This is a genomic window from Arthrobacter flavus (assembly GCF_039526005.1).
GTDB classification, from domain to species: Bacteria; Actinomycetota; Actinomycetes; order Actinomycetales; family Micrococcaceae; genus Arthrobacter_D; species Arthrobacter_D flavus.
Map to the genome: position 1 here is coordinate 1 of NZ_BAAAIJ010000003.1, position 24,813 is coordinate 24,813.

Consider the following 24,813-nt stretch of genomic DNA (forward strand, 5'->3'; position numbering starts at 1 on the left):
TATCCTATTGAGAAGCGCCGCTAGAACAGCCGCCTGAACATCTCCTCAGCAGCGGAAATCACCACGAACCGCGAAGAGCCCCTATATTCACACGTGGCAGGGCTTCATCTACCTGGCCACCGTGATCGACTGCTATTCGAAGAAAGTTGTGGGCTGGTCCATCGCCGATCACATGCGCACCGAGCTGGTCGCGGACGCCCTGACAAACGCTGCCCGGACCAACCGGGTGGAGGCAGGCGCAATTTTCCACTCGGATCGCGGCAGCGTTTACACCTCAACCATGTTCAGGACATTGGTCACCGATCTGGGTATGCGATCTTCGATGGGCCGCACCGGGGTGTGTTGGGACAACAGTCTGGCCGAGAGCTTCTTCGGCGCCTTGAAAAACGAACGGGTCTACCGGACCGTCTACGCCACCAAATTACAGGCAAAACGGGACGTTATTCGCTACATCGAGGGCTTCTACAACAGCCGCCGCCGGCACTCAGCCCTCGATTATCGCCGACCCAATGAAGTCCACTACAGTGACCAGCAGCCAGCCCTGGCAGCGTAGAGAAAACCACCAAATCCGCTGTCCGAAACCACCGCAGCAGCTCAGATTTCGGTGCTTGGCCTCGGCAGGTCGACTCGGAGGGTTGGCCTACGTGGTTGTCGGCGAGGGTGATGCAGACAAGGCTTTCCTAGGGCAGGCTTACGGTGAGTCAAACCCAGTAGATAGATTGATACGACGACGCCCGGCGCGTGGTTTTCTTCCATGTGCTTGCGGGGGTTGCCGAATTTGAGAACGACTAGACGGTAATGAGAACTAAGAAGGTGCTGGCGGCAGCTCGCAGCCGTGGGCAAGACGGGATAGCGGAAGCCGGGGAGTCCTCCCGTTCCGCAGTCCGCATCAGGCAACGATCCAGATGCCAGCGGATCGATCTACCTCACCGTGGCTGGGAAGTGTCCTTATTCGACTCGTCAACGGTTTGGGGTCGCTTTATCAGATCCTGCCCATTGGTGGCGTTTCTCTACCCTTCGGTGAGACTTTTTGGGGAGGTGCGTAGTGGACGCAACGCCCTTTGACCATATCTATTGAGAATGATTATAGTTTAGGCCATGTTGATTTTCTGGAGCATGGCTACATGAGCGTCCCGCCGACCACAGCTGCGTCCCCCATGGTGCCCGACAGTCCTTTGGCAGCGGTACGTCGACGAAGCTTCTTGAAGTCGGCGGCGCTGCGCGTTTTTTTGGGATTTGGTGTGGTGCTCACTGTTTTGGTGTCGGCGAGTGTGGGCCCGGTTGAGGTGTCATTGACTGATTCGCTACGGATCATCGTTGGGCATGTCATTTCGGGAATGCCGTGGATGACGGACGGATCAATATCGACCCTGCAGGATCAGGCGGTGTGGCAGTTTCGTTTGCCGCGGTCCCTGATGGCTGCGATTGCTGGTGGCGGGTTGGCTTTGGCTGGCACGTTGATGCAGGCTGTGGTCCGTAATCCCCTGGCCGAACCCTACATTTTGGGCGTTTCCGCCGGGGCTGGCGTGGGCGCTGTCCTTGTGATTGTTTTGGGATCGGCCGCGGTGGGTGGGTTGGGACTTCAAGCCTCTGCCTTTGCCGGTGCGTTATTCGCCACGGTCGCGGTCTACCTGTTCGCCCGCCAGCGCGGAAGTATTTCGCCGACTCGGCTGATCCTTTCCGGTGTTGCCTTGGGTTCCCTGTTCAGTGCGGTAACTAGTTATCTAACGATCACTACTGATGCGCAGAATGTGTTCAGTGTGCTGTTCTTCTTGCTCGGGAGTGTGTCTGCGGTGACGATGGGCCAGCTGGCCAGTCCTGCCGTCGTTCTTGGTTTGGTGCTGGTTCTGGCGTTGACGCAAGGGCGTTCCTTGAACGCGCTGCTGACTGGGGACGAAGCGGCGACTTCGCTCGGGGTGGATGTGCAGAGGCTGCGCGGGGGACTGCTGATTGCTACCGCTCTGCTGACCGGGACCATCGTCTCAGTCGCGGGTGGGATCGGGTTTGTTGGATTGGTCATTCCGCACGTCTGCCGGATTCTAGTCGGCAGCGATCATCGAAGGATGCTACCCGCCGCAGTAATTGCCGGCGCATTGTTTTTGTCACTGGCAGATTTGCTCTCCCGCACCGTCGCTGCTCCGACAGAAATCCCCTTGGGCATCCTGACCGCCATGGTTGGGGCACCGTTTTTCCTCTGGTTGATGCGCCGTAAACGGGCACTTCAGGCTGGGATGAACCGATGAGAGTTACCTTCGAGCAGGTCAACGTTCACCTCGGTGGTGCCCACATCATCCGTAGCGCCAACCTGGACGTTACTTCCGGTCATACGGTGGGTATCCTCGGCCCGAATGGAAGCGGGAAGTCCACCCTGCTGCGCAGCCTGTACCGGGTCACCAAGCCCACCGGCGGAACGATCCGGCTCGACGGCGAGGACGTATGGGCGTTGCCATTGCGTACCGTGGCGAGGAGTGTGGCAGTCATGGCCCAGGAAGCCGAATCCGAATTCGACTTGGACGTGCTCGACGTCGTCCTGCTAGGCCGGGTCCCACACCGCAAAGGCTTCGGCTCTGACACCTCGGAAGATCTGCAGCTAGCGACCGAGGCATTGAACGACGTCGGCGCCCTCGCGTTCGCCGGGCGGGCTTTCTCCGGTCTTTCGGGTGGCGAAAAGCAACGCGTCCTATTGGCTAGGGCACTGGTTCAGCGAAGCAGGGTCCTGGTCCTTGATGAACCCACCAACCACCTGGATATTGCTTTTCAGCTGGAGCTAATGCACATCATCTCTCACTTGGGCTTGACCACTCTGGCGGCACTCCACGACTTGAATCTCGCGGCGGCGCACTGTGACGAGATTGCGGTGATGCACGCGGGATCCGTGCAGGCATTCGGCCCGCCAGAGGACGTCCTGACAACTGAACTGATCGGTGACGTCTTCGGCGTCCGCGCGCACCGCCTCACTCACCCCGATACAGGCGGCCTGTTGATCGCTTACAGCCCGCAACACCACAAACACCAAGTCCGTCCAACACCCGCATCATCACTATTGAAAGCAGCACGCACATGAAGCATATGAAGCAGCCAAACCTGATCTTTCGAGGCACCGCCGCTTTGGGAGTCGTCCTGCTGGTCAGTGCCTGCGGGAGCGGCGTGGCGACCACACCCGAGAAGCCCGGCACCACGGGAGGCGATTACGAGCCCGTTACCGTCGAGAACTGTGGACGGACCCTGGACTTCTCCGAGGCTCCCTCGGCGGTAGTGGGGATGAGTCCTTCCCAAACCGGCCTGATGCTGCGCCTAGGCCTGGGCGATCTGTTGGTCGGTCAAGCCCAAACGGATACTTCGGATCTGCCCGCTGACATTGCAGCGGACGCCGAGGACATTCCGGTACTCAGCGACGACGCGCCACCGACTAGGGAAATCCTGCTGGGCGCAGAACCTGACTTCGTCTATTCACCTACCGGGTACGAATTCACGGCCGAGCAGGGATTCGCCAGTATCGAACAGTTGGAGCAGGCAGGGGTCGGTGCCTACACCGCGACCGGGGGTTGCTTGGAACGCCGCAATGTTGGAACCGTGGACGACATTTTCATCGATATTGAGAACCTCGGTAAAATCTTTGCGGTACCCGGTGCCGCTGCTGAACTCGCGGCACAGGGCCAGGAGGATCTGGACGAGGTCGCCGAAGCCATCGACGGACTTCAGAAGCTGACCGTAGCGCAGGTTTTCGTGGAAGGCACCTCCCTGTCTGCGATCGGGGCTGGCATCGAATACGACATGATCCAGACAGCAGGCGGAGACAACGTGTTCTCTCCTGAAGACCCGGCCTTCGCCGATTTCTTCGCTGCCAGCATCTCCCCGGAGGCTCTCGCCGAGGAAAACCCCGACGCCGTCGTCTTCGCCGTCACCGGGCCCGAGCAAGAGACCGCCACGATTGAGTACCTGCGTGAGACGTTCCCCGACATGGCCGCCGTGAAAAATGACCGCCTGATCAGTCTTTCTGCCTCCGACACGTTCCCTGGCACCTTGGGCAATATTGATGCGGTCCGCCAGATCGCTGAAGGGCTTTACCCGGACGCTTTCACCGGTGGGCGGGACTGAACCTGGATGCGTTGGGAGCGGTAGCTAATGTTTGTTAGCCAACCCATCCTCCGGCTTGCCCTGACCGCGAAGTGGTATCTTGGGGCAACAATCCTGGCAGGCCTGGGAGCTTCGGCGGCGGCGGTTGGTGCCGCGTTCTCGTTCGCCGCTGCAGTCGCAGCTATTCTGGGATCCATCCAGACCGGCTCAGGGACCGCTGACGCATCGGGAACCGCTGCAATGGTGGCCCCGCTGATCTGGGCAGGCGTCTTTACCTTGGCCCGAACGGGGCTCTTGTGGCTGCGGGATCAGTTCGGGACCTTAGCGGCCATCTCGGTAAAGAGTAGGGTCCGTTCCCAGCTGATGAACCACCTGTTCACCCTAGGTCCCGGGCGGCCGGGCGCAGGCGGCACCCAGGCAACAGTTGTCGACGGCGTTGAGCACCTTCAGGCCTATGTCGGGTTCTATCTGCCGCAGCTCGTGGTCACAGCGATCGTTCCGGCCGTGCTGGTCGGGATTTTGGCCACCCGCGATTTTTCCGTAGCACTGGTTGTGCTGCTGGGCGTGGCTACTGTGCCGTTGGCGCAGAGACTTTGGAACCGGATGCTCGGCGAGCGTGCTGAGGAACATTGGGAAGCTTTTTCCGCCTACTCGGCCCGGATTACCGACACCCTTAAAGGGATCGACACTTTGGTGGCCCTTGGAGCGGCGAAAAGGCAAGGCAAACGGTTGACCGCTGATGCAGAAAAACTGCGCGAGGCCACCAACGCCAACCTTCGTGCCTCACTCGGGGTGTCAGTGGTGACCGCCTCCGCGATGAGCATCGGTACCGCAGGGGCCACAGTTCTGGCGGCATTTCATGCCGCCGACGGCAGCCTCAACACCGCCGATGTGTTGTTGGTGCTCTTTCTCTCCGCAGAGTGTTTTCGCCCGCTGCAGGAACTGCAGAACTACTGGCATGAGGGTTTTTACGGAATTGCAGCCGCCGCGGGCATCAACCGGGTCCTAGAGACGAAGCCCACCGTCAGCGACAGTCCGGACGCGTTTCCTCTGGCATTGAGCGGACCGCCTGCGCTGGAAGTGAAAGCAGTCGGGTTCACTTACCCCGGAGCCGGCCGGCCGGCGTTGCAGGACGTTTCTTTTACTGTTCCGGCCGGCGCGACGCTGGCCGTGGTTGGACGGTCCGGTGCGGGAAAATCCACGCTTATCCAGCTGATCCTGCGAGACGTTGATCCCACCACCGGGGCAGTCCTCCTGAACGAACGAAATCTGCGTTCGCTGCCTCTGGCCCAGATACGCCGGGCGGCTGCACGCGTTGCCCAGGACATTGTCCTGCTGGACGGGACCATCGCCGAGAACATTCGTCAAGCCAACCCGGAAGCAACCGACGCCGACTTCAGGGAAGCGGTCGCTGGGGCCCGTGTCACCGAGTTCACCGACCGGATCCCGGGCGGCTTGGACAGCCCGGTGGGAGAAGGTGGGGCGCTGCTCTCCGGGGGGCAGCGGCAACGGGTGGCTCTGGCCCGGGCGCTGATCTCCCGTACCCCGCTGCTGGTCTTGGATGAGGCAACCTCGGCCTTGGACGCTGAGAACGAAGCCCTTATCACCGAGGCCCTGCACCTGGGCGGCAACAGCCGGCGCACAACCGTGGTCATCGCCCACCGGCTTTCCACTGTCGTCAGCGCCGACCTGGTAGCCGTGCTTGACGACGGACGACTGGTCGAATTTGGGGCGCCCGGAGACCTCGCAGGGCAGGGCGGACACTGGGCGCAGATGCTTCACGCCCAACTCGCCGACGTGAGCATTGCAGGATTGGGGACCCGGTCATGATCTCAGCACCGCCACCACCCACCGGAACCCCTTTGGTCAGCTTCGCTGGCCTGTCTGCGGCGTTCGCAGGCTGGCGCCATGTGTACATTTTCGTGGTGATCATGAATGTGACTGCGGTGACAGTTGCCGCCGCGGGATCAGCGATTGGTGCCTGGGCCGTGTCAACAGCCATCCTTGGAACCGAGTCCACACAGCTGTGGGCCGCTGCGGCCCTAGTCGGCGCCGCCGTGGTAATCCGCGGGCTCTGTTCCTGGCTCGAATCCTGGCTTGGCCACGATCTGAGCTTCCGGATGATGAGCCGGGTGCGGTCCTGGATCTTCGCTGCCATCGTGCGGCTTGCCCCCGCAGGAATCGCGCACCGGCGTACCGGAGACCTCGCGACCACCACCATGACCGATGCCGAGGCGCTGGAAATCTTCTACGCGCATTCCTCCATCTACATTCTCTCCGCAGCTATCAGCACCCCGCTGCTCTGGGTGGTCGCGGCGACTGTCAACCTCCCTGCCGCGCTGGGCCTGCTCCCAGTACTGGTTCTTGGAGTGGCGGTTCCTCTGTCAATGCGCCGGTTTGCCCGGCGACATGGGGAGCAGATTCGGAGCTGCATCGCTGAACTAGGGGCCGAGGTGAACGAGAACCTTGGTGCCGTCAGGGAAATTACCGGTTACTCAATGGTGGCCGAACGGCTACGACGCGTCGCGGTGATCGATGAGCGCCTGGCCAGGGTGCAGCTGGCTAACGCTCGCCGGGCCGGACTTGAAAACGCCGCAGCGGGCGTCATCGCTGTACTTGCAGCCCTGGTCGGTGCCGCTGTTGGAGCGAACCAAGTGAACGCCGGAGATCTTGCTCCTGAGATGCTCACTCCGCTCATTGTGCTCTGCGGCGCCAGCCCTGCAGCAATCGTTCAATGGATCGCCGTCACCCGCCACTACGGCACCACCGGGCAGGCCGCCGTACGCATCGAGGAGGTGCTCTATGCCCTACCGACGGTGGACCGGACCGGAACTGCTGACGTCGGGTCCGCCCGCGCGGCCCGATTGGATTTGGAGAACGTTTCGTTCACTTGGCCCGCCAAAGACCCTGGCTTTCCCGCTCGTCCCGCAGTCCTCGGAGCCTGCCTGAGCGTTCAAGCGGGCGAACGGGTAGCCCTGGCTGGACGTTCCGGTGCGGGAAAATCTACCCTCGGAGCGCTTATGGCACGCTTTATGGATCCCGACACAGGCCGAGTCGAGGTTGACGGAACAGACCTTCGCCTGCTCTCTGAGACCGCCTTGGCGCGGGCGGTCTCTCTGGTGCCCCAGGAGGTTTACCTCTTCACTCTCACCATCCGCGAAAACCTGCTACTGGCTGTCGAGGACAACGGCACGGTAACGGAGGCGGATCTCTGGGATGCACTCGAAACGGCTCGTGCCGCGGATCTGGTCAGGCGTCTCCCCGCCGGGCTGGACACCCTAGCCGGTGGAAGTGGTGCGGTATTTTCTGGTGGGGAACGTCAGCGTCTGGCTCTAGCCCGGTCAATCCTCGGCGGAAGCCGGGTGCTGATTTTGGACGAAGCAGTCAGCGCCCTCGATGTGAGCAGCGAAAAGGAAATTCGGGAATCTTTTGCCGCAGCGCGCACAGAACAGACGACCATCGTCATAGCGCATCGGCTCTCCACTCTTCTAAGCGCCGAACGTGTGATCGTGCTTGAGGGAGGACGCATCGTCGGCGACGGAACTCACACAGAACTCCTTGTCTCCTGCCCGGCCTACTACGGACTCGTCGCACCCCAGCTGGGTGCTCTCATTCAACACCACCCACCAGTTGAGGACCAGGTGCTATGAGCGCGGAATCACCCCCGCCTACGCCATGCAGCAACTACTATTCGAACCAGAAACCCTTACCGTTGCAACGACCGACTGAACTCACCATCCGCCTACGGGCAAGGCCGACCGTATGAATCGATCGTGATCTTGTCCTACCGCTAATGACGGAGAATGACTTCATGATCCGTGCAGCAAAGATTGAAGGTTTGCTAGTCCAGGTAGACGGGCGGCCGCGAACGCAGCTTGTGATGACTCTGCGTGACGCGGGCGTTCAGCTCAACACATACGCGGAGACGCTGCTCGCTCACTCCACGTTTGATGATCCGCCCGGTCAAACGCTACGAATTGTGGAGCGAACCGTAGAGCAGCTCGGACTTGAACAGGGTGCAGTCCTATCCCAGGTTTTCGCGGCTGCAAGGAAGCAGGGGCTTGAACTCTGTCCTTTGACGGTCGGGCCGTACCTCCGTTTGGCGCTGACGGACCAAGCGAACGCGCCGGACTTAGTCCTATCGGCAGGTCGCAGCCCGGCTGGAGCGATTCACATTGGATCTGAGCCTGTGAGTGAGGACGTGAAGTATCCCAAGGGGTTCTACCTTCGTGTCGTGGACGGGCAGGCGTGGTTGAGGGGTTACTGCTGCGATGATACGTACGTCTGGACTCCGGAGCAGCGCTTCGTGTTCCTTTTGCCTGAGAGTGAAGAGGACGATCCGGTTTCGCATTACTGCAGTTAGTCGAACCTGACGAACGCCTTCACTGATCCGCCACGGAAATTTTCCGTCTGGGTGTAGCCCAGAGATTCGTAGAACGCCTTTTGCTTTGGCTCGTCATCGGTGATCAGGACTTTCTGACGAACGTGGGGATACTCACCGAGCGCTCGTTCAACCAAAGATCGTCCAAGGCCTCTTCTTTGATGGGATGGCAGGACGAGAATGTCTTGGAGATAGCAGATCGAAGCGCCATCGGAAATAACTCGTGCGAGTCCAACCAGGGTCTGGCCATCGTGGGCCGCAACCAAAGTGGAAGACCCCCTTAGCGCGGCTAACAATGCGTCCGGATCTTTCGTGTACGCCAGCCAATCTACTGCTCCATAAAGTTCAAGAACCTCACTGAGCTCGAGATCTGTTGCCTTCACTACCTCGATTGTGGTCATGGTCTATCGAAACACAGGTCAATCAACTGTCTCAGCGACAAAAACTGTGTCGCGTTCGAGGACCGGATTGCGGGCACCTTCGGGGCGCTGGAGATTCGTGACCTGTGATGATTTATGCCGAGTCAGATTGCTATTGGGCACCTTCGGCCTTGTTGAATAGGCAGATGTCGACAATCGAAATCAGGTCTGCTGGAGATCAGGATATACAGGACCTCGCGCTGGTACACGTCCAGGCGTGGCAGTGGGCCTACCGGGGATTAATCCCGGACGTCGTTCTCGAGGGCCTCGATGCTGACCAGCGAGCCAGAAGCTGGAATCAAATGCTGCACCAGCAGATGCTTCCTCGCCCCCTTGTTGCCGTGACTAGCGATTCCATTGTTGGCTTCATCCACGCAGACACCAGCCGGGACAATGACGCCGACGCGCTAACCGGGGAGGTAACCGCCCTGTATCTCGTTCAGAAGCAAGTTGGTGGGGGAGCCGGATATCAGCTGTGGGAAGCGGCACTGAATCAGTTACGCGATAGCGGCCACACCGCACTCACCGTTTGGGTTCTCGAGACGAATCAGCGCGGTCGGGCTTTCTACGAACGAATGAGCATGACCCTGGATGGCGCCACCAAAAAGCATACGATGGGCAGTTCCCTCCTAACTGAAGTACGGTATCGATCCTCATTGGATGCGACCTGAGCGTGCGCGGTGGGGATCCTTCATACCAGCGGCATCAAATCGGAGCATTCTTCTCCGCCGCGTCAAAGACTCGCTGCGCGACTTCCGACGGGGATTCGTGGGAGGTATCGATTAACACTTCGTTTAGATTAGCGGCATCGAGCACTGCTTCTAGCTCGATGGTTCTTTGTAGATGCCAGTCTCGTCCGACAGGATCAGCGATATGCCGCGCCTCGATCCTTCTCTTACGTACTAGTTCCGTGGCTGTCAGGCGAACGACAATGAGCTGCCATTGCTCAAGAATTTCCTCGTACTGCGCCACAGCGGTCTTCTTCTCAATCACGCCTGCAATAACCAACGTGGTCATACCGGCGGCGCGGTAATTCGATACCAAAGCTTCGAGGTTGAGGAGTTCAAGGCGGTGATTGAAAGGGTCCTCTTCAGCAGCGGGCCACGCCTGACGAATGCGGTCCAGGTCGATGACTGCGTGAGGGATCAGTTTTCCTGCGAGTAGATCGCTCATCGCATCGACGGTGGTCGTCTTTCCCACCCCCACTGTCCCGTTCACAAAAATGGCAACGCCTTCAACACCCATATACGCACCCTAGCGTCCTGCCCGGCGGTCCTCCCACTGGCCTGACGGCGACACGGGGGTCCTCTATTGCTTAGTGAGAAACGAATTGTCGGCGGGTTAGATGCAGCACGAGTGCTGTGGGCTCGCATTTCCTGCGTTCTGGCTTCTTAGGATTCCAGCGGACCAGATTTCCGGGTTTGAGGCAGGTGGTGTCCGCCCCCACGCCTGCCGGAGGGCCTGTTCGAGTCCAACCAGCGTGTTAGTCATGGACTCTACGTCCGATCAAGCGTGCGCAAGGATCAGCCAGCCGCGGCCGGGCGCATGGGGGAGATCCCGTACCTCGGGATTAGTGAAGCCGGCTTCTAACAATGATCTGCAGATTGCTTCCTGGGTGCGGAAGCGCAGGGTGGACCTGGACTCGATACGTTCACCATCGGCCAGGAAGATAGTCGGGGAATCGAAAGTAACGAACTCACCATCGACCTTCGTTACGTGGACCCATTCCTCTAGCGGCCCTTCGCCATCAACGTCGACGACCCGTTGGGTAAGTTCCTTGGTCCAGCGGTTCCAGGCCTGATCCGAGGGAACGCGGCTCTCGAACGCGATCAGCCCCCCAACGCCCAGGCATGTGTTGATTGCTCGCAGGGTAGCGATCCACTCGCCGTCCTCAAGGAAGACTTGGGCTACGTTGGCGGTCATCGTGGCAAGGTCGTACTGACGATGGTGGGATGGGTCCGTCGCTACATCAAGAGCTGAAGTAGGTGTCCAAATCACTACGGTCAGGATCAAGAGGGTCATAAACTCGGGCCACCCGCGGGTGATCGAAGATAGCATCTGGCATCAAACCAACGTACTCCAGGCCGGAAGGAATATCCGCTGCCGAGCCGACCCTCATGGCGCGAAATTGTCCTGCGGAGCAGCAGCATCGTTGGCTGAAGCGGCGATCAGGCAACCTACGTGTTCAACGTTGATGTAAAGACCCGGCGAAGTGACAACGAGCGGGGCTCTGTAAATCCTAAGGCCCGGTAAAGCTGCGTCGCTTGAGGGGTGGCGTGCAAATCCACTACCTCGGCGCCTCTGCTTTCCAGCCATGAAATCCCGGCAGACACCACTAATCGCGCGTATCCGCGACCACGGTGCGTCGGTTCAACAAATACTGACGACATCGATCCACTGAGTCCTTGGGGGAATCCCGGACCGGGTAGGCGTTCGTCCAGGGTTGCTATGGCGCACGCAGAGAGCGGCCTGCTAGCAGCATTAGCAGGGTGTAGCGATGATGATTCGGCGTCGATAACGAACGCGCCTAGTGTGCCGCGATTGATCTGGTGAGCAATTGCTTCCTTCGCATTGACGTACCAGGAGGTGTCTTCGATTTCTTCGGGGCGGCTAGCGGCACCGGCGTCGGCCATTGATCGGAACACCGCGTGTCGCATCCTCACCATTTCGAGTACGTCTTCGAGGTCTGCACTTCGTACCTTTACGGAATTTGTCATAGGAACAATTGTGCAGATTGATTGACGTTCCACCCGCATTCTGAGCGAGGGAACCTGCTCAAATAGTTCTAGCTCCTCGGCACGGTCCAGGCCGGACCTTCGCGCACGCTCGAGCCCTAAATTGGTTTGTGTGTCCTCCCGGGCGGGGGTGTTAGTAGGATCGGGTGATGATTTCTTCAGAGTGGGTGCCGTACTACCGCGAAGACGATGGGGAGCTGCTTGGGTACCTCGTCCCGGAAGGAACGTCCTTCGTCCCTGTCACTGTGTTCGGGTATGGGCTCGGTGATGCCGCAGATGAGTACGATGCTTCACAGGTGCTGGAGAGGATTGGGCTGAGCTATTTAGCGGACATCTGGGTGCTGTCCATCGCTGACCGTGACGAACCGATCAATGTGCAGATCGTCGAAGCAAGCCCGCGCGTCCTTCGGGTGAAAAGTGTTGACTACGGGTGGGAGCAGGATTACGGCACGATCATCGAACTTCCGGTTCCAGAAACGGGAAGGCTTCGACGTCAGTAAAATGCTTAGCCTTGAGGTCGATGGCTCGTGAATGGAGCTGAAAGCGTCGGAACGGTCGCGGAACGCCTGGGTGTGAGCGTCCGAACGTCGCATCACCGGCACCACTGTGGGGTCGCTGCACCTTCGGGACGGACAGGAGGCGGGTATCGAACCTATTCGGCAGCGGACGTCGCACGCCTGCGAAGGGTGTTGCTGTTTCGGGACCTTGGTGTGCCGCTGCAGCGAATCCCTGCACTCCTTGAAGCAGGTTCAGCCGTGCGACGAGAAGAACTCGTGCGCCGACGGCTAGAGCTGGTTGCGAAGATCCGGCACCTTCAAGGCGTGGATCAGGAGGTCGAACGGCTTCTTGCGGCTGAGGAGCAAGGCATCCTCATACCCGCAGCTGCGCAGGCTCGGGTCTTCGGGGAGCAGTGGGACCCGACTTGGACGGCGAAGGCACGGGAGCAATGGGCTGATTCGGCACAATGGGCCGAATACACGGAGCGGTCCGCAACCCGCACCGAGGCCGACTGGCACGAGATCGCAGCATCTATGGAGGAGATCACGAACGCCCTGGCTGAAGCGAAACGCAGCGGGGTCTTGCCGGCCAGCGAAAGTGCCAACGCTTTGGCAGAAAAGCACCGCGAAGCGATGAGCGAGTACTTTCACTGCACCCACTCGATGCACGTCGTGCTCGCAGGTGGGTACGTGACAGAACCCGGCCTCCAGGCGCACTACGAACAAGCGGAGCCAGGTTTGGCTGATTGGCTTAAGCAGGTCATCGACGCTAACTCCCGATCCCATGGTGTGGACCCTGATACTGCCGTGTGGGAGTGACTTGTCAGCTGATCATCGTTGACAGGCGTGAAGTTCATGCCGCCGACCCTCAGCCCGGAGATGACCTTCGCGAAAACCGCATCATCAGCCAGGTGAGGCATGCCAATGGGCGTGTATCCGGCATCTCCGTAAAGCTGCCGTGCGAAAGCATCAGCCAGCCCTTCCGATACGACCTGCTCACCGACCACCACGCTGGCAGGGTCCCAGATAATCCCTCCCGGTGCTCGGCCTCGTTCTTTTGGGAACACTGGTCGCACGTGTCTTCATCACGCGCACGGCAGCGCAACGATTCCAAAGCACCCGCATGCTCGGCAGCTGAAAACGAGCCACGATCGACCAAACCACACGCGCCCGGGCGCTGCCCACGGTGGACAACGTCCCCATGACGGGTAGCGCCCGCACAGGTCACGGTGTCACGAATGTTTCCTTGGAGAGACTTGCTGCGTCGTACCAGCGCAGAACCCGCAGGGCCCTCAGCGTGTTCCACCGACTCGGGGTGCCATCGGGTCCTTCAAGCCGAAAGTGGACCACACCCGGGTGAGTGTTTTCCAGCAGCCAACGTCCATCTGGCTGACGCCTGGCGCGAACTTGATCGATCGCCTCAACCAGCCGCGGATCGGCCGGGCCGCCACGCAGGGCGAAGTAGCTCGTCGCCTTAAGCAGGTCATAGTGCCAGCGCGGAGGGTAGGAGAACTGAAGCCATCGGGAGTTCACCAGTTCCCCGGTGCGCAACGATCGGAATAGGCTGCGTCGAAGTAGATACTCCTCGCCCTCATGGCGAGCGCGGCGGACTTCGTCGGATCCACCGGTGAGTCGCTCCCACCTCAGCAAAGCGTCGACCACGTCAAGAGTGCTGGCGAACGATCCCGGCGCCGAACGCGCCTCGGCCCAGCAGTTCCATCCACCGTCCGGTAGCTGATCTGCCACAAGCCGCTGCACCACCGGGTCGACGTCGATGCCCAGATAGGTGCCGATGAGGATAGTGCCAGCATTGATGCAGCAGTCCACTTCTCCGGCGAAGAACCGCGATCCGTCGTACTCCCACCGACAGTTGCGGGCGACCAGATGCGCTGTTTCCCGCATCACCGCGCTGTCCGGCGGGACACCCAAATGGCATAGGTCGAGCAGTACCGGATAGGTAGCGGTCCATGGCTGTTCGGGTTCCTTGGCGGACCGCTCACCTGGCGTCTCGATCGGTTCAGCGTCGGGAGTCGGGAACGGTGGCGGTGCTTTGCCGGCAGACAAGGCCTGCGCGGTGCTTTCGGCGAACGCCGCGGTATCCGGGAAGCATGCCCCGTCCGCCCACTGTCCGTCGGGGGCCCGCAGCGCGAGCAGCCCAGCTCCCCACCCTTCGTGTTCCACCCGTGCCCGTTCAAAGACCACCTCATCCTGTGGGGTGTCAACGAGGTCGCGCAATACCTGCCAACGGATCGCTGGATCCCCTTGCAGCAGCCAGCGCACAACCGGGTCATCCTTGGCCATCGGCGGCGTCTGGGGGAGGTAGGGATCGTACTTCTTCAGCGAAGTTTCCACTGTGGCATCGTAATCGACGGCAGTGTTGCTATAAAGAGGGGAAGGCAGCGGGAATCCCCGTCGCATTCCCCTGATGGCAGCCGAGCGAATATGGGCACCGAGAATACCGCCGTTGGGAGCGCAGCCGTTGGAGCTGTCACGACCGGGCGCCTCAACCCTGCCCGGGCGATCCTGAGGGATTCACGCGCAGGACAGCGGAACCGGTGACCCTGTCTGCGGCGAGATCAGCCAGGGCGGTATTTGCTGCGTCAAACGGGTAGACGCTGACGGAAGGGATCAACGGGATCTGGGCTGCGAGGGCAAAGAATTCTTGGCCATCGGCGCGGGTGTTTGCTGTCACGCTGCGTACTTGACGTTCGTAGAAGAGGTGGGCGTTGTAGTTCAAGGACGGTATGTCGCTGAGATGGATACCGGCAATCGCCAGCGTTCCGCCACGGTCAAGGGCTGCCAGCGCCACCGGCACCAAATTGCCCACCGGAGCAAAGAGAATGGCGGAATCAAGGGGCACAGGCGGTTCGTCGTCGGCGTCGCCGACATACGCTGCCCCAAGCTTTCTGGCCAAGGCGCGCGCCTCCTCGGAACGGGTCATGACGTAGACGGATGCGCCTTGGTGCATCGCCAGCTGCGCGGTGAGGTGCGCTGAACTGCCGAATCCATAGATGCCCAGGCGTCCACCAGGCGGCACACTCGCCCGTTTCAGCGAACGGTAACCAATAATGCCCGAACATAGCAGCGGTGCGGCTTGTTCATCCGTGAAAACCTCCGGAATGAGATAGGCAAAGTCCTGGGAGACCGTGAGTTGCTCGGCGTACCCGCCGTCCTTGTCCCATCCAGTGAGGACGGGTGCCGCGCACAGATTCTCGTCGCCCCGGCGGCAGTAGGGGCACGAACCACAGACGCCGCCCAGCCAGGCAACGCCAACCCTGTCGCCCGGTGTGAACCTGGAACTGCCGGGGCCGCTCGCCACCACTGTGCCCACTGCCTCGTGCCCGGGGATGACGGCCGGACGACGCGGCTGCAGGTCACCCTCGGCCAGATGGAGATCAGTACGGCACACGCCGCAGACTGTCACATCCACCAGGAGTTCGTTGGGACCCGGGCTAGGGGTATCACGGACCCCCTTAACCAGGGGCCGGGTATTCATGGGACCGGGCTGGTCCACCCACCACGCGAGCACTGTGACCTCCTTCATCATCGGACTTAACAATGTCAGGGTAGGAAACGCACCCGAAGAGCCGAAGGTCCCACCTTCCCCAGCAACCCGGTAGCAGCCGGGCAGGCGTCGACGAAAATGCCCGAGACCCAAATCGCGCAACAAAGCCCGCCGGTTTGTGACATCGGAGGGCAGGCCTTTCTACCCTAGCGGGCGGGTTTTGGGGAGCGTTGACTTGAGCCGCGGGCTGAAAGTACAAGCGGGACCGATGGGGGTGACGCTTCCGCACCGGAGAGAGAGGGAATCGCGTGGATAGGTGCTCATGGGGCGGCTGGGGTCCTCGTCCTTCACCCAGGCTCAGCGGCTCGACACCGAGCCCACGGGCTTCTAGCGGATAGGAGTGATGGAACCATGAAAGCAACAACCGCACGTCCCACCCAGTGGCCCATCATCGCGAAGGACCCGGCATCCTTCCGTGTGCCCCCCAACCTCGGCGAGTACGAGGAAGTTCGGAAGTCCTTCACCTGGGACCAGGCCCGGCGGGAGCTGTCCGGGCTCCCCGGTGGCCGCGGACTGAACATCGCCTACGAGGCAGTGGACCGGCACGCTGCGGGGGACCGGTCCGGCCGGGAAGCGCTGCGTTTCATCCGGTCAGATGGCGGCACCCACTCACTAAGCTATGCGCAGTTGGCCAGTCAGACCAACCGATTTGCAGCGGTCCTGCGGCAACTCGGCGTCGGGCGGGACGAACGGGTTTTCTCCCTGCTGGGGCGCAGCCCGGACCTTTACGTGGCAGTCCTGGGCACTTTCAAGAATGCCAGCGTCTTCTGCCCGCTCTTTCCGGCCTTTGGTCCCGAACCGGTGCAGCAGAGACTGCGTCTCGGGGCGGGGCGTGTGCTGGTGACCAGCAGGGCCTTGTACCGGAAGAAGGTCGCACCCATCAGGGGAAGCCTTCCCGAGCTGCGCTTCGTTCTCCTGGCCGATGCTGACGGTCACCCTGAACCGGACACCCTGGACCTCACCGCGCTCCTGGCACAAGCTTCGCCGGACCAGGACATTGCGGTCACGCAGCCCGAGGACATGGCCCTGCTGCACTTCACCAGCGGAACCACCGGCACCCCCAAAGGTGCGATCCACGTTCATGAGGCAGTGGTGGCCCACTATGCCACCGGCCGTTACGCCCTGGACCTCCATCCTGATGACATCTACTGGTGCACAGCCGATCCCGGCTGGGTCACTGGGACCTCCTACGGCATCATCGCGCCCCTGGTCCATGGGGTCACCGTGGTGGTGGACGAGGAAGAACTCGACATTGACCGGTGGTACAGGATCCTCGCCGAACAGCACATCACGGTCTGGTACACGGCTCCGACGGCGCTGCGCATGCTGATGAAGGCAGGGGCGGAGAGGGCTGCTGGTCACGACCTTTCCGCCCTGCGATTCGTCGCGAGTGTTGGCGAGCCGTTGCATCCCGAAGCCGTGGTGTGGGGGCAGGAAGTCCTCGGGCTACCAATTCATGACAACTGGTGGCAGACCGAGACCGGGGGCATCATGATATCCAACTACCCTTCCATGCCCATCCGGCCCGGCTCCATGGGCCGGGCGCTACCCGGCATCGACGCCGCGCTGGTAGCGCGGGACGCCCAGGGCAAGCCCATCATCCAGGACGGAGAAGCCAAGCTCGTCACCGAACCGGACACCGTGGGGGAGCTGGCCCTCCGGCCCGGATGGCCCTCCATGTTCCGCGGCTACCTCAACGAGGATGAGAGGTACCGCCGCTGTTTCGCTGGCGGCTGGTATCTCACCGGAGACCTGGCACGGCGCGACGGCGACGGGTACTTCTGGTTCGTGGGCCGCGGGGACGATGTCATCAAGTCATCAGGTCACCTGATCGGGCCCTTCGAAGTGGAAAGCTGCCTCATGGAGCATCCGGCAGTAGCGGAGGCCGGGGTCATCGGTGTCCCAGACCCGGTGGCCGGAGAAGTGGTCAAGGCCTTTGTCGAACTGCAGCGCGGCCAGGAACCCTCGGAGGAACTCCGACTGGCCATCATCGGATTCGCCCGTAAACGCCTGGGCGCCGCGGTCGCCCCCAGGCTCCTCGATTTCACCACCGACCTACCCAAGACCCGTAGCGGCAAGATTCTCCGCCGGCTGCTCAAGGCGCGCGAGCTGGGCCTGCCCGAGGGTGACCTGTCAACACTGGAACAGGCGGGGCCGCGGCCATGAACGCGCTGCGGGAACAGGCCTTCCCTGATGCTGACCATGCCAGGCACCTGATGCGGCAGATGCTCCGTGTGCGCAGGCTGGAGGAAAAGTGCATCGAACTCTACAGCGCCGCCAAGATCCGCGGCTTTTTGCACGTCTACATTGGTGAAGAAGCCGTGGCCGCCGGGGTGCTGGAAACGCTGACGCCGGAGGACGCAGTTGTGGCCACCTACCGTGAGCACGGCCATGCGCTCCTGCGGGGGTTGTCCGCCGGCTCCATCCTGGCCGAGATGTATGGGCGTCTTGAAGGATGCTGCCGCGGACGCGGCGGCTCCATGCACCTCTTCGACGCCGCCACCCGCTTCTACGGGGGAAACGCGATTGTGGCTGGCGGGTTGCCGCTCGCCGTCGGCCTCGCCCTGGCCGACAAAATGGCCGGCCGACGTCGGGTGACCGCCTGCTTCTTTGGGGAAGGGGCGGTAGCAGAAGGCGAGTTCCATGAAAGCCTGAACCTTGCAGCGCTGTGGGAGCTTCCGGTGCTCTTCTGCTGCGAGAACAACCTGTACGCGATGGGCACGGCACTGTTCCGTTCGGAGTCCCAGGCGGACATGGCCCTTAAGGCGGCAGGTTATGAGATTCCCGCCTGGACCGTTGACGGGATGGATGTGCTCGCGGTCGAGGAAGCTGCCCGGCGGGCCGTTGATGCTGTGCGCTCCGGCGGCGGCCCGTATTTCCTGGAGTTGCGCACCTACCGCTTCCGCGCCCACTCGATGTTCGATCCTGAGCTGTACAGGGAGAAGTCGGAGGTGGCCCGGTGGATGGAACGGGATCCCATTGCCCTGATCAAAGCCGCATTGGAGGCGGCAGGTGAGCTGTCGGACGAGCAGTGGGCCACGCTGCAGGCCGACGTCGACGCCGAGGTGGCTGCCGGCGTCGAATTCGCTGAGGCAGGCACGCTCGAACCGGTGGAGGACCTCACCCGCTTTGTTTACAGCGAGCGAAACGACGGAGCAGCGGAAGGCGGGCCGGCAGCATGAAAACCACCTACCGGGAAGCGGTCCGGGCAGGGCTCCGGGACGCAATGCAGCGCGACGAGCGGGTGTTCCTGATGGGTGAGGACGTGGGCCGCTATGGCGGCAGCTTCGCCGTCAGCCTGGACCTGCTTGACGAATTCGGCCCGGAACGCATCCGCGATACTCCACTGTCCGAATCCGGGTTTGTCGGCGCAGGAATCGGAGCGGCCCTGGGCGGAATGCGTCCCGTCGTCGAAATCATGACAGTCAACTTCAGCCTGCTCGCCCTGGATCAGATCATCAACAACGCAGCGACCCTGCTGCACATGTCCGGCGGCCAGTTCAAGGTGCCGATAGTGATCCGGATGACCACAGGGGCGGGCCGCCAGCTTGGAGCCCAGCACTCCCACAGCCTGGAAGGGTGGTATGCGCACATTCCGGGCCTGCGCATCCTCGCCCCCGCCACCCTTGCGGACGCCCGCGGGATGCTCTGGACAGCGCTCCAGGATGCGGACCCGGTGCTGATCTTCGAGCACGGCTCGTTGTACAACGTTGCAGGCGAGCTGGATGACGATGCCGGGGCCGTGGACATCGACAGAGCTGTCATCCGGCGGCGCGGAAGCGACGCCACGCTCATCACCTACGGCGGCACCCTTCCCCTCGTGCTGGAGGCAGCGGACCACCTGGCCGGGGACGGCATTGACGCTGAGGTCATTGACCTGCGCACACTCCGGCCGCCCGACGACGGGACCATCTTTGACAGCGTCGGCAAGACCCACCGGGCAGTGGTCGTGGATGAAGGTTGGCGGAGCGGCAGCCTCTCGGCCGAGATCGCCGCCAGGATCGGCGAGCATGCCTTCTTCGACCTCGATGCCCCGGTGGAACGGGTCTGCAGCGCAGAAGTGCCCGTGCCTTATGCCAAGCATATGGAGTTGGCTGCCCTGCCATCGGTTGAGCAGGTCGTGGCCGCCGCGCGGAAGGTCGTGGGAAACAACCGTGACTGAGTTTCGCATGCCGTCCCTGGGCGCCGACATGGAGCACGGCAAGGTGGTGGAGTGGCTGGTCAAGCCCGGTGACTATGTCCACAAAGGCGACATCGTGGCCGCTGTGGACACCGACAAAACCGTCATGGACATCGAGTCATTCGAGGAAGGGGTAGTTGCCGAGTTCCTCGTGGACATCGGCGACACCGTGAACGTAGGAACACCCATCGCCCGAATCACTCCGACACCCGCCGACCGGGGCCGGGCCCCGTTAGAACAAACACCCACCGTGGGGTCGGCTGACGCCCCTGGACTGGCTCCAACTGTTGGGCAAGCCGCAGTCCCTTCGCGTCCGCCGGTCAAACACGGCAAAAGTCCGTCGCCGCCGGTTCGGCATCTGGCCCACTCCCTCGGGGTCGACCTCGGCTCGGTCCATGGAAGCGGCCTGAAGGGCGAGGTGACCCGCGCCGACGTCGTACATGCCGCCGGCGAAGCTGCGGTCCGGGAGGCGCCGGCAGTTAACCAAGCGCAGAGCGCGCCGCCGTCGCGGCGCAGGGTGCGGTCCTCCCCGCGTGCCAGGCGGCTGGCGACCCAAATGGGGGTTGACCTTCACGAGGTCGCCGGGACCGGGCCCGACGGCGCGATCACCGAGTCCGATGTCCGGCATTCCACTGGCGCGGCCACCAGGAAACGCGTGGAGGCGACGGCGTCGTCCGAGCCTCGACGGGGGGAGAAGCCTGCAGCCGACGCTGCACCGCGCAGCCGAAAGGGGGCCGGCGGGGACAAGGCGACTACCCTAAGACGGGCCATCGGCACCCTCATGTCCCGTTCGAAGAAGGAAATACCGCACTACTATTTGGCCAACACTCTCGACTTGGCAACGGCGATGGCATGGATGCAATCGCAGAACCAACAGCGGCCGGTCTCCTCCCGCCTCGTTCCCTCAGCGATGCTATTGAAGGCGACGGCATTGGCCGCAATGGAGACACCAGAGATTAACGGCTTCTTTACCCGTGGCACGTTTCACCCGAGCACCAGTGTCCAGCTTGGTGTTGCGGTGGCGCTGCGCCACGGAGGCCTGGTGGCTCCCGCACTGCACGATGCCCAAACGCTGACCCTCGTTGAACTGATGGACCAGTTGCGCGACCTTGTCAGCCGGGCCAGAGCGGGCCGGCTGCAGCGTGCCGAGATGGCCGCTCCCACCATCACCGTGACCAATCTGGGCGACCTCGGCGTGGACAGCGTCTACGGCGTGATCTATCCACCCCAAGTGGCCATGGTGGGCTTCGGCAAAGTCCTTGAGCAGCCGTGGGCGCATAACGGAATGCTCGGCATCCGCCACGCTGTCACCGCAACGCTCTCGGCAGACCATCGCGTCAGCGACGGGCTGCGCGGCGGCCGTTTCCTTTCCCGCATCGACGAATTATTGCAGAGACCCGGAGGAGCTATGAAGGAACAGGACGCCAGGCACGCAGTGCAGGCAGCAATCGGCCAGGTGGCCCCCGATGTTGAACCTGACGACCTCGACGGTTCTGCCCGGCTGCGCCAGGACCTGGAACTCGACTCGCTGGACTTCCTTCACCTCGTCGAGACCATCGCAAAGGCCACCGGAGTGGACATCCCGGAACGCGACTATCCGGCGGTCGCAACGGTTGACGGCCTCATTGGCTACCTCGCCGGTCATGGCTGAACGCGGTAGCCGACATGAGCCCGGAATGAGACACCAGCAGCCTTCTCTCCGGTTCCTTGGGGCCACCGATACCGTCACCGGTTCCAGATACCTGATTGACTCCGGTGGCAAGCGTGTGCTGGTCGACTGCGGACTTTTCCAGGGCTACAAGCGCAGCCGGGAACGTAACCGTGCACCCTTTCCCGTTCCGCCGCATTCCATTGACGCCGTGGTCCTGACCCATGCACATCTGGACCACACCGGATACGTACCCGCGCTCGTCAGGGACGGCTTCGCCGGACCTGTCTACGCCACAGAGGGCACCTTCGACCTCTGCAAACTGATCCTCCCGGACAGTGGACACTTACAGGAAGAGGAGGCCCGGTACGCACTCCACCGCGACTCATCCCAGCACAGGCCACCGCGTCCGCTCTACACAGCGGCGGATGCTGTGAAGTCCCTCAACAGTTTCAGGATCCACGGTTTCGACACCTCCCTGCCGCTTGGCGGAGGCATGGAACTGACCTATCTGCCCGCCGGTCACATCCTGGGCGCCGCGCAGGTCCACATCCGGATGGGCTCACACTCCGTGCATTTCACGGGGGACCTGGGCCGAGCCGATGATCCTTTCATGTACCCGCCCCGGGCCCTCGGCCACGTCGGGGTGCTGGTCACCGAATCAACCTACGGGAACAGGAAACACTCGGGCCTTGACCCGCAGAAACAACTTGAGGAGATCGTCAACCGGGTGGCGAAACGCGGCGGGGTGATCATGATTGCGGCATTCGCCGTCGGTCGGGCGGAGACGCTGATGCTGTATCTGTCCAAGCTCCGCAGGAAGAATGCAATCCCGGACATCCCTGTATATCTCAACAGCCCCATGGCGATCGACGCTTCCCGGATGTACCAACGGTACCGCGAGGAACACCATCTCAAGCAGGCCGACTACGAAGGTATGTACAGGCTGGCCACCATGACCCGCACTGCGGATGAGTCCAAGTTGCTGAACTTACGAGGCGGACCGATGATCATCATCTCGGCCAGTGGAATGCTGACCGGCGGCAGGATCCTTCATCACCTCGCAGCGTATGGATCGGATCCGAAGAACGCCATCGTCCTCAGCGGCTACCAGGCCAGCGGCACCCGGGGAGCGGGCCTCGCGGCAGGGGAACGTGCGCTCCGTATCTATGGTGAGGACGTTCTAATCCGTGCCGAAGTCATCCAAATGGAAAACCTGTCTGCCCACGCCGATTCCGACGGGCTCATCGCGTGGATGAAGGCAGCAAAAACCCCACCCCGCATGACCTACATTACGCATGGCGAACCCGTTGGCTCGGATGCCCTCCGCATCCGCATCAAACGGGAACTAGGCTGGCGGGCCCGGGTGCCCGAACACCTGGAACAGGTCTCCATCGAAAACCCACAATGAGGTATAGCGACGCTAGCTAAGTAGAGCTACTATCTAGGTATGTCAAAAGATGTCGAAGCCTCAGGAGTGGCGCGGTCAGCTCTACCCGTCGCGATCCTCGCAGCTCTGAGTCTTCAGCCAACCCATGGCTACGCCCTCATTGAGATCCTCAACTCCTACGGATTTCCCGATCTCAAGGGCGGCACCCTCTATCCGCTCCTCGCCCGCCTCGAACAACAGGGACTTATTCAGTCCCAGTGGAATCACGACCAAAGCGGGCCAGGACGCAAAATCTTCACCACGACGGGTCAGGGCCATTTCTTACTAGACGCCGCAATTCAGGCGTGGGACGACATGGGCCGGAACCTCAAGGAGCTATCAACCCGAGGAGAAGCCACGCCATGAGCTATGAACAGCATCTCGCCGCAGAGTTGCGCTACCGCGGACTACCCGAGGACACCATCGCGGAGGTCCTCGCCGAAGTTGCAGCCCACACCCCACCCGGTGAAGACCCCACCGAACACTTCGGCACCCCCTCCAGGTATGCAGAGCAATACGCTGCCGAACTGTCCCCCGGAAAGCCGCGAACACCCCGCATCTTGGGGCTCGCACTAGTCCTGTCCTTGGGATACGCCGCTTTCGCATTCCTCGCTGAGCCCTTGCTCAACTTCGACGTCACCGATTACATCGGCCCCATCCGGTTATGGCCCGCTTTAGTCATCCTCGGCCTAGGCATCCTCGCCAGTTTCCTCACCGCCACCTACCGACGTGCCCCCACCACCAGTTCTCACTGACAATTCGCAAACAACAACCTCCCTGAAATGCTCGGGTCTGGGGCAGAATGTGAGGTGTGATCAAGAAAACGTCTAATGAGGCAAACTCCAAGGTCCTATCCAAGAAGGACTACGACAAGGAACTGCTGCGGTTGCAGGACGAACTGGTCGCCTTACAGGAGTGGGTGCGCGCAACCGGCACGCGACTGGTCGTTATCTTCGAAGGACGTGACACCGCCGGTAAGGGCGGAACGATCCAACGTATTAGCGGTGCGCTTAACCCGCGCTTCTGCCGGGTTGTTGCACTCCCGGTACCGACGGAGCGCGAGCGGTCGCAGTGGTACTTTCAGCGCTACATCGCCCATCTGCCGGCCGCTGGGGAAATTGTGCTGTTCGACCGGTCCTGGTACAACCGGGCCGGGGTGGAACGGGTGATGGGCTATTGCACTGATGAAGAGTATGCCGACTTCGTTGACGCGGTACCCAAGCTTGAGGAGGCAATAGTCTCCGATGGTATCGTCCTGGTGAAGTACTGGCTGAGTCTTTCCGACTCCGAGCAGCGCCGTCGATTCCAGCGGCGAATCGACAACCCGGCTAAGCGTTGGAAGCTGAGCACCCTGGATCTTCAGGCGCAAGCCCGCTGGGTTGACTACGCCGAGGCCAAGGACAAGATGTTTGAGTTCAGCGACACCGAGCGCAGCCCGTGGTGGGTGGTGGACGCGGACAACAAGAAGGAGGCCCGGCTCAATCTGATGGCCCATCTGCTGTCGCTGTTGCCTTACGAGCGTCGGGAGTTTCCGGACATCGAGTTGCCCGAGCGCCAGAACCGAATGTACGAGCGTCCACCGTTGGACCGCCAGCGATTCGTGCCTCGGCGCTACGAGATCGGTAAATCGAAAAAAACATCGAAGGGCAAGAAAAGAGAGTCGGCCCAGCATAAGTCCCGCTGAGTGGATCAATCATCGGCTGCCGCGACATTAATACCCCTTGGGTTGGGATGCCGCTTCTGGGTGAGTTAGGATTCCTTTATCAAGGGGAGTACTCCCGTCTGCGATCGGCTCGTCAATACGGATGCATTGAGGCATCCCGGGTCGTCGGTTCCGGTGTTATCCGGGGCGGAGGAGACCTTGGCGTATTTATCCAACGAA

The 24,813-nt window shown here is 61.6% G+C and carries 24 protein-coding genes and 2 pseudogenes; 19 read left to right on the forward strand and 7 right to left on the reverse strand.

The genetic code is table 11. From position 1 onward, the window contains the following. Positions 1-82: 82 nt before the first annotated feature. Positions 83-553: pseudogene (locus tag ABD059_RS00945) on the forward strand (IS3 family transposase); the annotation flags it as partial. Between the two features lie 567 nt (positions 554-1,120). On the opposite strand, the gene ABD059_RS00950 reads toward ABD059_RS00945, so the two are convergent. After that, positions 1,121-1,252 (reverse strand): hypothetical protein, encoded by a 132-nt coding sequence (locus tag ABD059_RS00950; protein ID WP_343877180.1) that lies wholly within the window; start codon positions 1,250-1,252, stop codon positions 1,121-1,123. Positions 1,253-1,286: 34 nt separating this feature from the next. Here ABD059_RS00950 and ABD059_RS00955 point away from each other — a divergent pair, with 34 nt between their 5' ends. From ABD059_RS00955 to ABD059_RS00980, 6 genes are all read left to right on the forward strand, one after another. Next, positions 1,287-2,243 carry a FecCD family ABC transporter permease gene (locus tag ABD059_RS00955; protein ID WP_377959506.1) on the forward strand — a complete coding sequence of 319 codons (957 nt, stop codon included), beginning with the start codon at positions 1,287-1,289 and terminating at the stop codon, positions 2,241-2,243. Then, complete coding sequence (locus ABD059_RS00960) at positions 2,240-3,064, forward strand: ABC transporter ATP-binding protein (protein ID WP_343877183.1); 825 nt, start codon at positions 2,240-2,242, stop codon at positions 3,062-3,064. Before ABD059_RS00955 ends, ABD059_RS00960 begins: the two co-directional genes overlap by 4 nt. Next, complete coding sequence (locus ABD059_RS00965; RefSeq protein WP_343877184.1) at positions 3,061-4,098, forward strand: ABC transporter substrate-binding protein; 1,038 nt, start codon at positions 3,061-3,063, stop codon at positions 4,096-4,098. The genes ABD059_RS00960 and ABD059_RS00965 overlap by 4 nt, the downstream gene beginning before the upstream one ends. Positions 4,099-4,125: 27 nt before the next feature. Next, positions 4,126-5,907, forward strand: a complete 1,782-nt coding sequence (locus ABD059_RS00970; RefSeq protein WP_343877186.1) for an ABC transporter ATP-binding protein/permease — start codon at positions 4,126-4,128, stop codon at positions 5,905-5,907. Continuing rightward, positions 5,904-7,727, forward strand: a complete 1,824-nt coding sequence (locus ABD059_RS00975) for an ABC transporter ATP-binding protein (protein ID WP_343877187.1) — start codon at positions 5,904-5,906, stop codon at positions 7,725-7,727. Before ABD059_RS00970 ends, ABD059_RS00975 begins: the two co-directional genes overlap by 4 nt. 161 nt (positions 7,728-7,888) lie before the next feature. Next, the gene (locus ABD059_RS00980) at positions 7,889-8,440 is read left to right on the forward strand and encodes a hypothetical protein (RefSeq protein ID WP_343877189.1); all 552 of its coding nucleotides are present in this window, start codon (positions 7,889-7,891) and stop codon (positions 8,438-8,440) included. Here the strand turns inward: ABD059_RS00980 and ABD059_RS00985 are convergent. Beyond that, positions 8,437-8,859 carry a GNAT family N-acetyltransferase gene (locus ABD059_RS00985; protein WP_343877190.1) on the reverse strand — a complete coding sequence of 141 codons (423 nt, stop codon included), beginning with the start codon at positions 8,857-8,859 and terminating at the stop codon, positions 8,437-8,439. The genes ABD059_RS00980 and ABD059_RS00985 overlap by 4 nt on opposite strands. A 164-nt stretch (positions 8,860-9,023) precedes the next feature. Between ABD059_RS00985 and ABD059_RS00990 the strand changes: the two genes are divergently transcribed. Further along, on the forward strand, positions 9,024-9,548 hold the full coding sequence (locus ABD059_RS00990) for a GNAT family N-acetyltransferase (protein ID WP_343877192.1): 525 nt from the start codon (positions 9,024-9,026) through the stop codon (positions 9,546-9,548). 34 nt (positions 9,549-9,582) lie between these two features. On the opposite strand, the gene ABD059_RS00995 is transcribed toward ABD059_RS00990, so the two are convergent. The 3 genes from ABD059_RS00995 to ABD059_RS17685 form a co-directional block, all read right to left on the reverse strand. Further along, the gene (locus ABD059_RS00995; RefSeq protein ID WP_343877194.1) at positions 9,583-10,122 is read right to left on the reverse strand and encodes an AAA family ATPase; all 540 of its coding nucleotides are present in this window, start codon (positions 10,120-10,122) and stop codon (positions 9,583-9,585) included. A 261-nt stretch (positions 10,123-10,383) separates the two neighbouring features. After that, complete coding sequence (locus ABD059_RS01000; protein ID WP_343877195.1) at positions 10,384-10,800, reverse strand: hypothetical protein; 417 nt, start codon at positions 10,798-10,800, stop codon at positions 10,384-10,386. Positions 10,801-11,054: 254 nt separating this feature from the next. Then, positions 11,055-11,633, reverse strand: coding sequence for a GNAT family N-acetyltransferase (locus ABD059_RS17685; protein ID WP_377959503.1), 579 nt, complete (start codon positions 11,631-11,633; stop codon positions 11,055-11,057). 128 nt (positions 11,634-11,761) lie between these two features. Between ABD059_RS17685 and ABD059_RS01005 the strand changes: the two genes are divergently transcribed. The 3 genes and pseudogenes from ABD059_RS01005 to ABD059_RS01015 all read left to right on the forward strand — a co-directional run bounded on the left by ABD059_RS01005 (position 11,762) and on the right by ABD059_RS01015 (position 12,928). Continuing rightward, positions 11,762-12,112, forward strand: coding sequence for a hypothetical protein (locus ABD059_RS01005; RefSeq protein WP_343877196.1), 351 nt, complete (start codon positions 11,762-11,764; stop codon positions 12,110-12,112). Positions 12,113-12,139: 27 nt separating this feature from the next. Then, positions 12,140-12,343: pseudogene (locus tag ABD059_RS01010) on the forward strand (MerR family transcriptional regulator); the annotation flags it as partial. Positions 12,344-12,367: 24 nt separating this feature from the next. Beyond that, entirely contained in the window at positions 12,368-12,928 is a 561-nt protein-coding gene (locus ABD059_RS01015) for a TipAS antibiotic-recognition domain-containing protein (protein WP_343877279.1), read from the forward strand. Between the two features lie 405 nt (positions 12,929-13,333). Here ABD059_RS01015 and ABD059_RS01020 read toward each other — a convergent pair whose 3' ends face one another. After that, positions 13,334-14,461 carry a hypothetical protein gene (locus ABD059_RS01020; protein WP_343877197.1) on the reverse strand — a complete coding sequence of 376 codons (1,128 nt, stop codon included), beginning with the start codon at positions 14,459-14,461 and terminating at the stop codon, positions 13,334-13,336. Positions 14,462-14,612: 151 nt separating this feature from the next. Then, positions 14,613-15,653 (reverse strand): zinc-dependent alcohol dehydrogenase family protein, encoded by a 1,041-nt coding sequence (locus tag ABD059_RS01025; protein ID WP_343877199.1) that lies wholly within the window; start codon positions 15,651-15,653, stop codon positions 14,613-14,615. A 372-nt stretch (positions 15,654-16,025) separates the two neighbouring features. Between ABD059_RS01025 and acsA the strand changes: the two genes are divergently transcribed. From acsA to ppk2, 8 genes are read left to right on the forward strand one after another with little or no spacing between them, the layout of a single operon-like run. Then, positions 16,026-17,840: an acetate--CoA ligase gene (gene acsA, locus ABD059_RS01030; protein ID WP_343877200.1), complete on the forward strand. Its 1,815-nt coding sequence runs from the start codon at positions 16,026-16,028 to the stop codon at positions 17,838-17,840. Further along, positions 17,837-18,856 (forward strand): pyruvate dehydrogenase (acetyl-transferring) E1 component subunit alpha, encoded by a 1,020-nt coding sequence (pdhA, locus tag ABD059_RS01035; RefSeq protein ID WP_343877202.1) that lies wholly within the window; start codon positions 17,837-17,839, stop codon positions 18,854-18,856. The genes acsA and pdhA overlap by 4 nt, the downstream gene beginning before the upstream one ends. Continuing rightward, entirely contained in the window at positions 18,853-19,836 is a 984-nt protein-coding gene (locus tag ABD059_RS01040; RefSeq protein WP_343877204.1) for an alpha-ketoacid dehydrogenase subunit beta, read from the forward strand. The genes pdhA and ABD059_RS01040 overlap by 4 nt, the downstream gene beginning before the upstream one ends. Further along, entirely contained in the window at positions 19,829-21,505 is a 1,677-nt protein-coding gene (locus ABD059_RS01045) for a 2-oxo acid dehydrogenase subunit E2 (RefSeq protein WP_343877206.1), read from the forward strand. Before ABD059_RS01040 ends, ABD059_RS01045 begins: the two co-directional genes overlap by 8 nt. 25 nt (positions 21,506-21,530) lie before the next feature. Next, the gene (locus ABD059_RS01050; RefSeq protein WP_343877207.1) at positions 21,531-22,913 is read left to right on the forward strand and encodes an MBL fold metallo-hydrolase; all 1,383 of its coding nucleotides are present in this window, start codon (positions 21,531-21,533) and stop codon (positions 22,911-22,913) included. Between the two features lie 39 nt (positions 22,914-22,952). Further along, on the forward strand, positions 22,953-23,297 hold the full coding sequence (locus ABD059_RS01055) for a PadR family transcriptional regulator (RefSeq protein WP_343877208.1): 345 nt from the start codon (positions 22,953-22,955) through the stop codon (positions 23,295-23,297). Then, complete coding sequence (locus ABD059_RS01060) at positions 23,294-23,686, forward strand: hypothetical protein (protein ID WP_343877209.1); 393 nt, start codon at positions 23,294-23,296, stop codon at positions 23,684-23,686. Before ABD059_RS01055 ends, ABD059_RS01060 begins: the two co-directional genes overlap by 4 nt. 56 nt (positions 23,687-23,742) lie before the next feature. Further along, entirely contained in the window at positions 23,743-24,615 is an 873-nt protein-coding gene (gene ppk2 / locus ABD059_RS01065) for a polyphosphate kinase 2 (RefSeq protein WP_343877210.1), read from the forward strand. Positions 24,616-24,813 lie beyond the last annotated feature (198 nt).

Excerpts from the sequence above, each read along its gene's own strand:
- ABD059_RS00960 (WP_343877183.1), top strand. The coding sequence starts at position 2,240 with ATGAGAGTTACCTTCGAGCAGGTCAACGTTCACCTCGGTGGTGCCCAC.
- ABD059_RS00965 (WP_343877184.1), top strand. The coding sequence starts at position 3,061 with ATGAAGCATATGAAGCAGCCAAACCTGATCTTTCGAGGCACCGCCGCT.
- ABD059_RS00970 (WP_343877186.1), top strand. The coding sequence starts at position 4,126 with ATGTTTGTTAGCCAACCCATCCTCCGGCTTGCCCTGACCGCGAAGTGG.
- ABD059_RS00975 (WP_343877187.1), top strand. The coding sequence starts at position 5,904 with ATGATCTCAGCACCGCCACCACCCACCGGAACCCCTTTGGTCAGCTTC.
- ABD059_RS00980 (WP_343877189.1), top strand. The coding sequence starts at position 7,889 with ATGATCCGTGCAGCAAAGATTGAAGGTTTGCTAGTCCAGGTAGACGGG.
- ABD059_RS00985 (WP_343877190.1), bottom strand. The coding sequence starts at position 8,859 with ATGACCACAATCGAGGTAGTGAAGGCAACAGATCTCGAGCTCAGTGAG.
- ABD059_RS00990 (WP_343877192.1), top strand. The coding sequence starts at position 9,024 with ATGTCGACAATCGAAATCAGGTCTGCTGGAGATCAGGATATACAGGAC.
- ABD059_RS00995 (WP_343877194.1), bottom strand. The coding sequence starts at position 10,122 with ATGGGTGTTGAAGGCGTTGCCATTTTTGTGAACGGGACAGTGGGGGTG.
- ABD059_RS01000 (WP_343877195.1), bottom strand. The coding sequence starts at position 10,800 with ATGACCGCCAACGTAGCCCAAGTCTTCCTTGAGGACGGCGAGTGGATC.
- ABD059_RS17685 (WP_377959503.1), bottom strand. The coding sequence starts at position 11,633 with ATGCGGGTGGAACGTCAATCAATCTGCACAATTGTTCCTATGACAAAT.
- ABD059_RS01005 (WP_343877196.1), top strand. The coding sequence starts at position 11,762 with ATGATTTCTTCAGAGTGGGTGCCGTACTACCGCGAAGACGATGGGGAG.
- ABD059_RS01025 (WP_343877199.1), bottom strand. The coding sequence starts at position 15,653 with ATGAAGGAGGTCACAGTGCTCGCGTGGTGGGTGGACCAGCCCGGTCCC.
- acsA (WP_343877200.1), top strand. The coding sequence starts at position 16,026 with ATGAAAGCAACAACCGCACGTCCCACCCAGTGGCCCATCATCGCGAAG.
- pdhA (WP_343877202.1), top strand. The coding sequence starts at position 17,837 with ATGAACGCGCTGCGGGAACAGGCCTTCCCTGATGCTGACCATGCCAGG.
- ABD059_RS01040 (WP_343877204.1), top strand. The coding sequence starts at position 18,853 with ATGAAAACCACCTACCGGGAAGCGGTCCGGGCAGGGCTCCGGGACGCA.
- ABD059_RS01050 (WP_343877207.1), top strand. The coding sequence starts at position 21,531 with ATGAGACACCAGCAGCCTTCTCTCCGGTTCCTTGGGGCCACCGATACC.
- ABD059_RS01055 (WP_343877208.1), top strand. The coding sequence starts at position 22,953 with ATGTCAAAAGATGTCGAAGCCTCAGGAGTGGCGCGGTCAGCTCTACCC.
- ABD059_RS01060 (WP_343877209.1), top strand. The coding sequence starts at position 23,294 with ATGAGCTATGAACAGCATCTCGCCGCAGAGTTGCGCTACCGCGGACTA.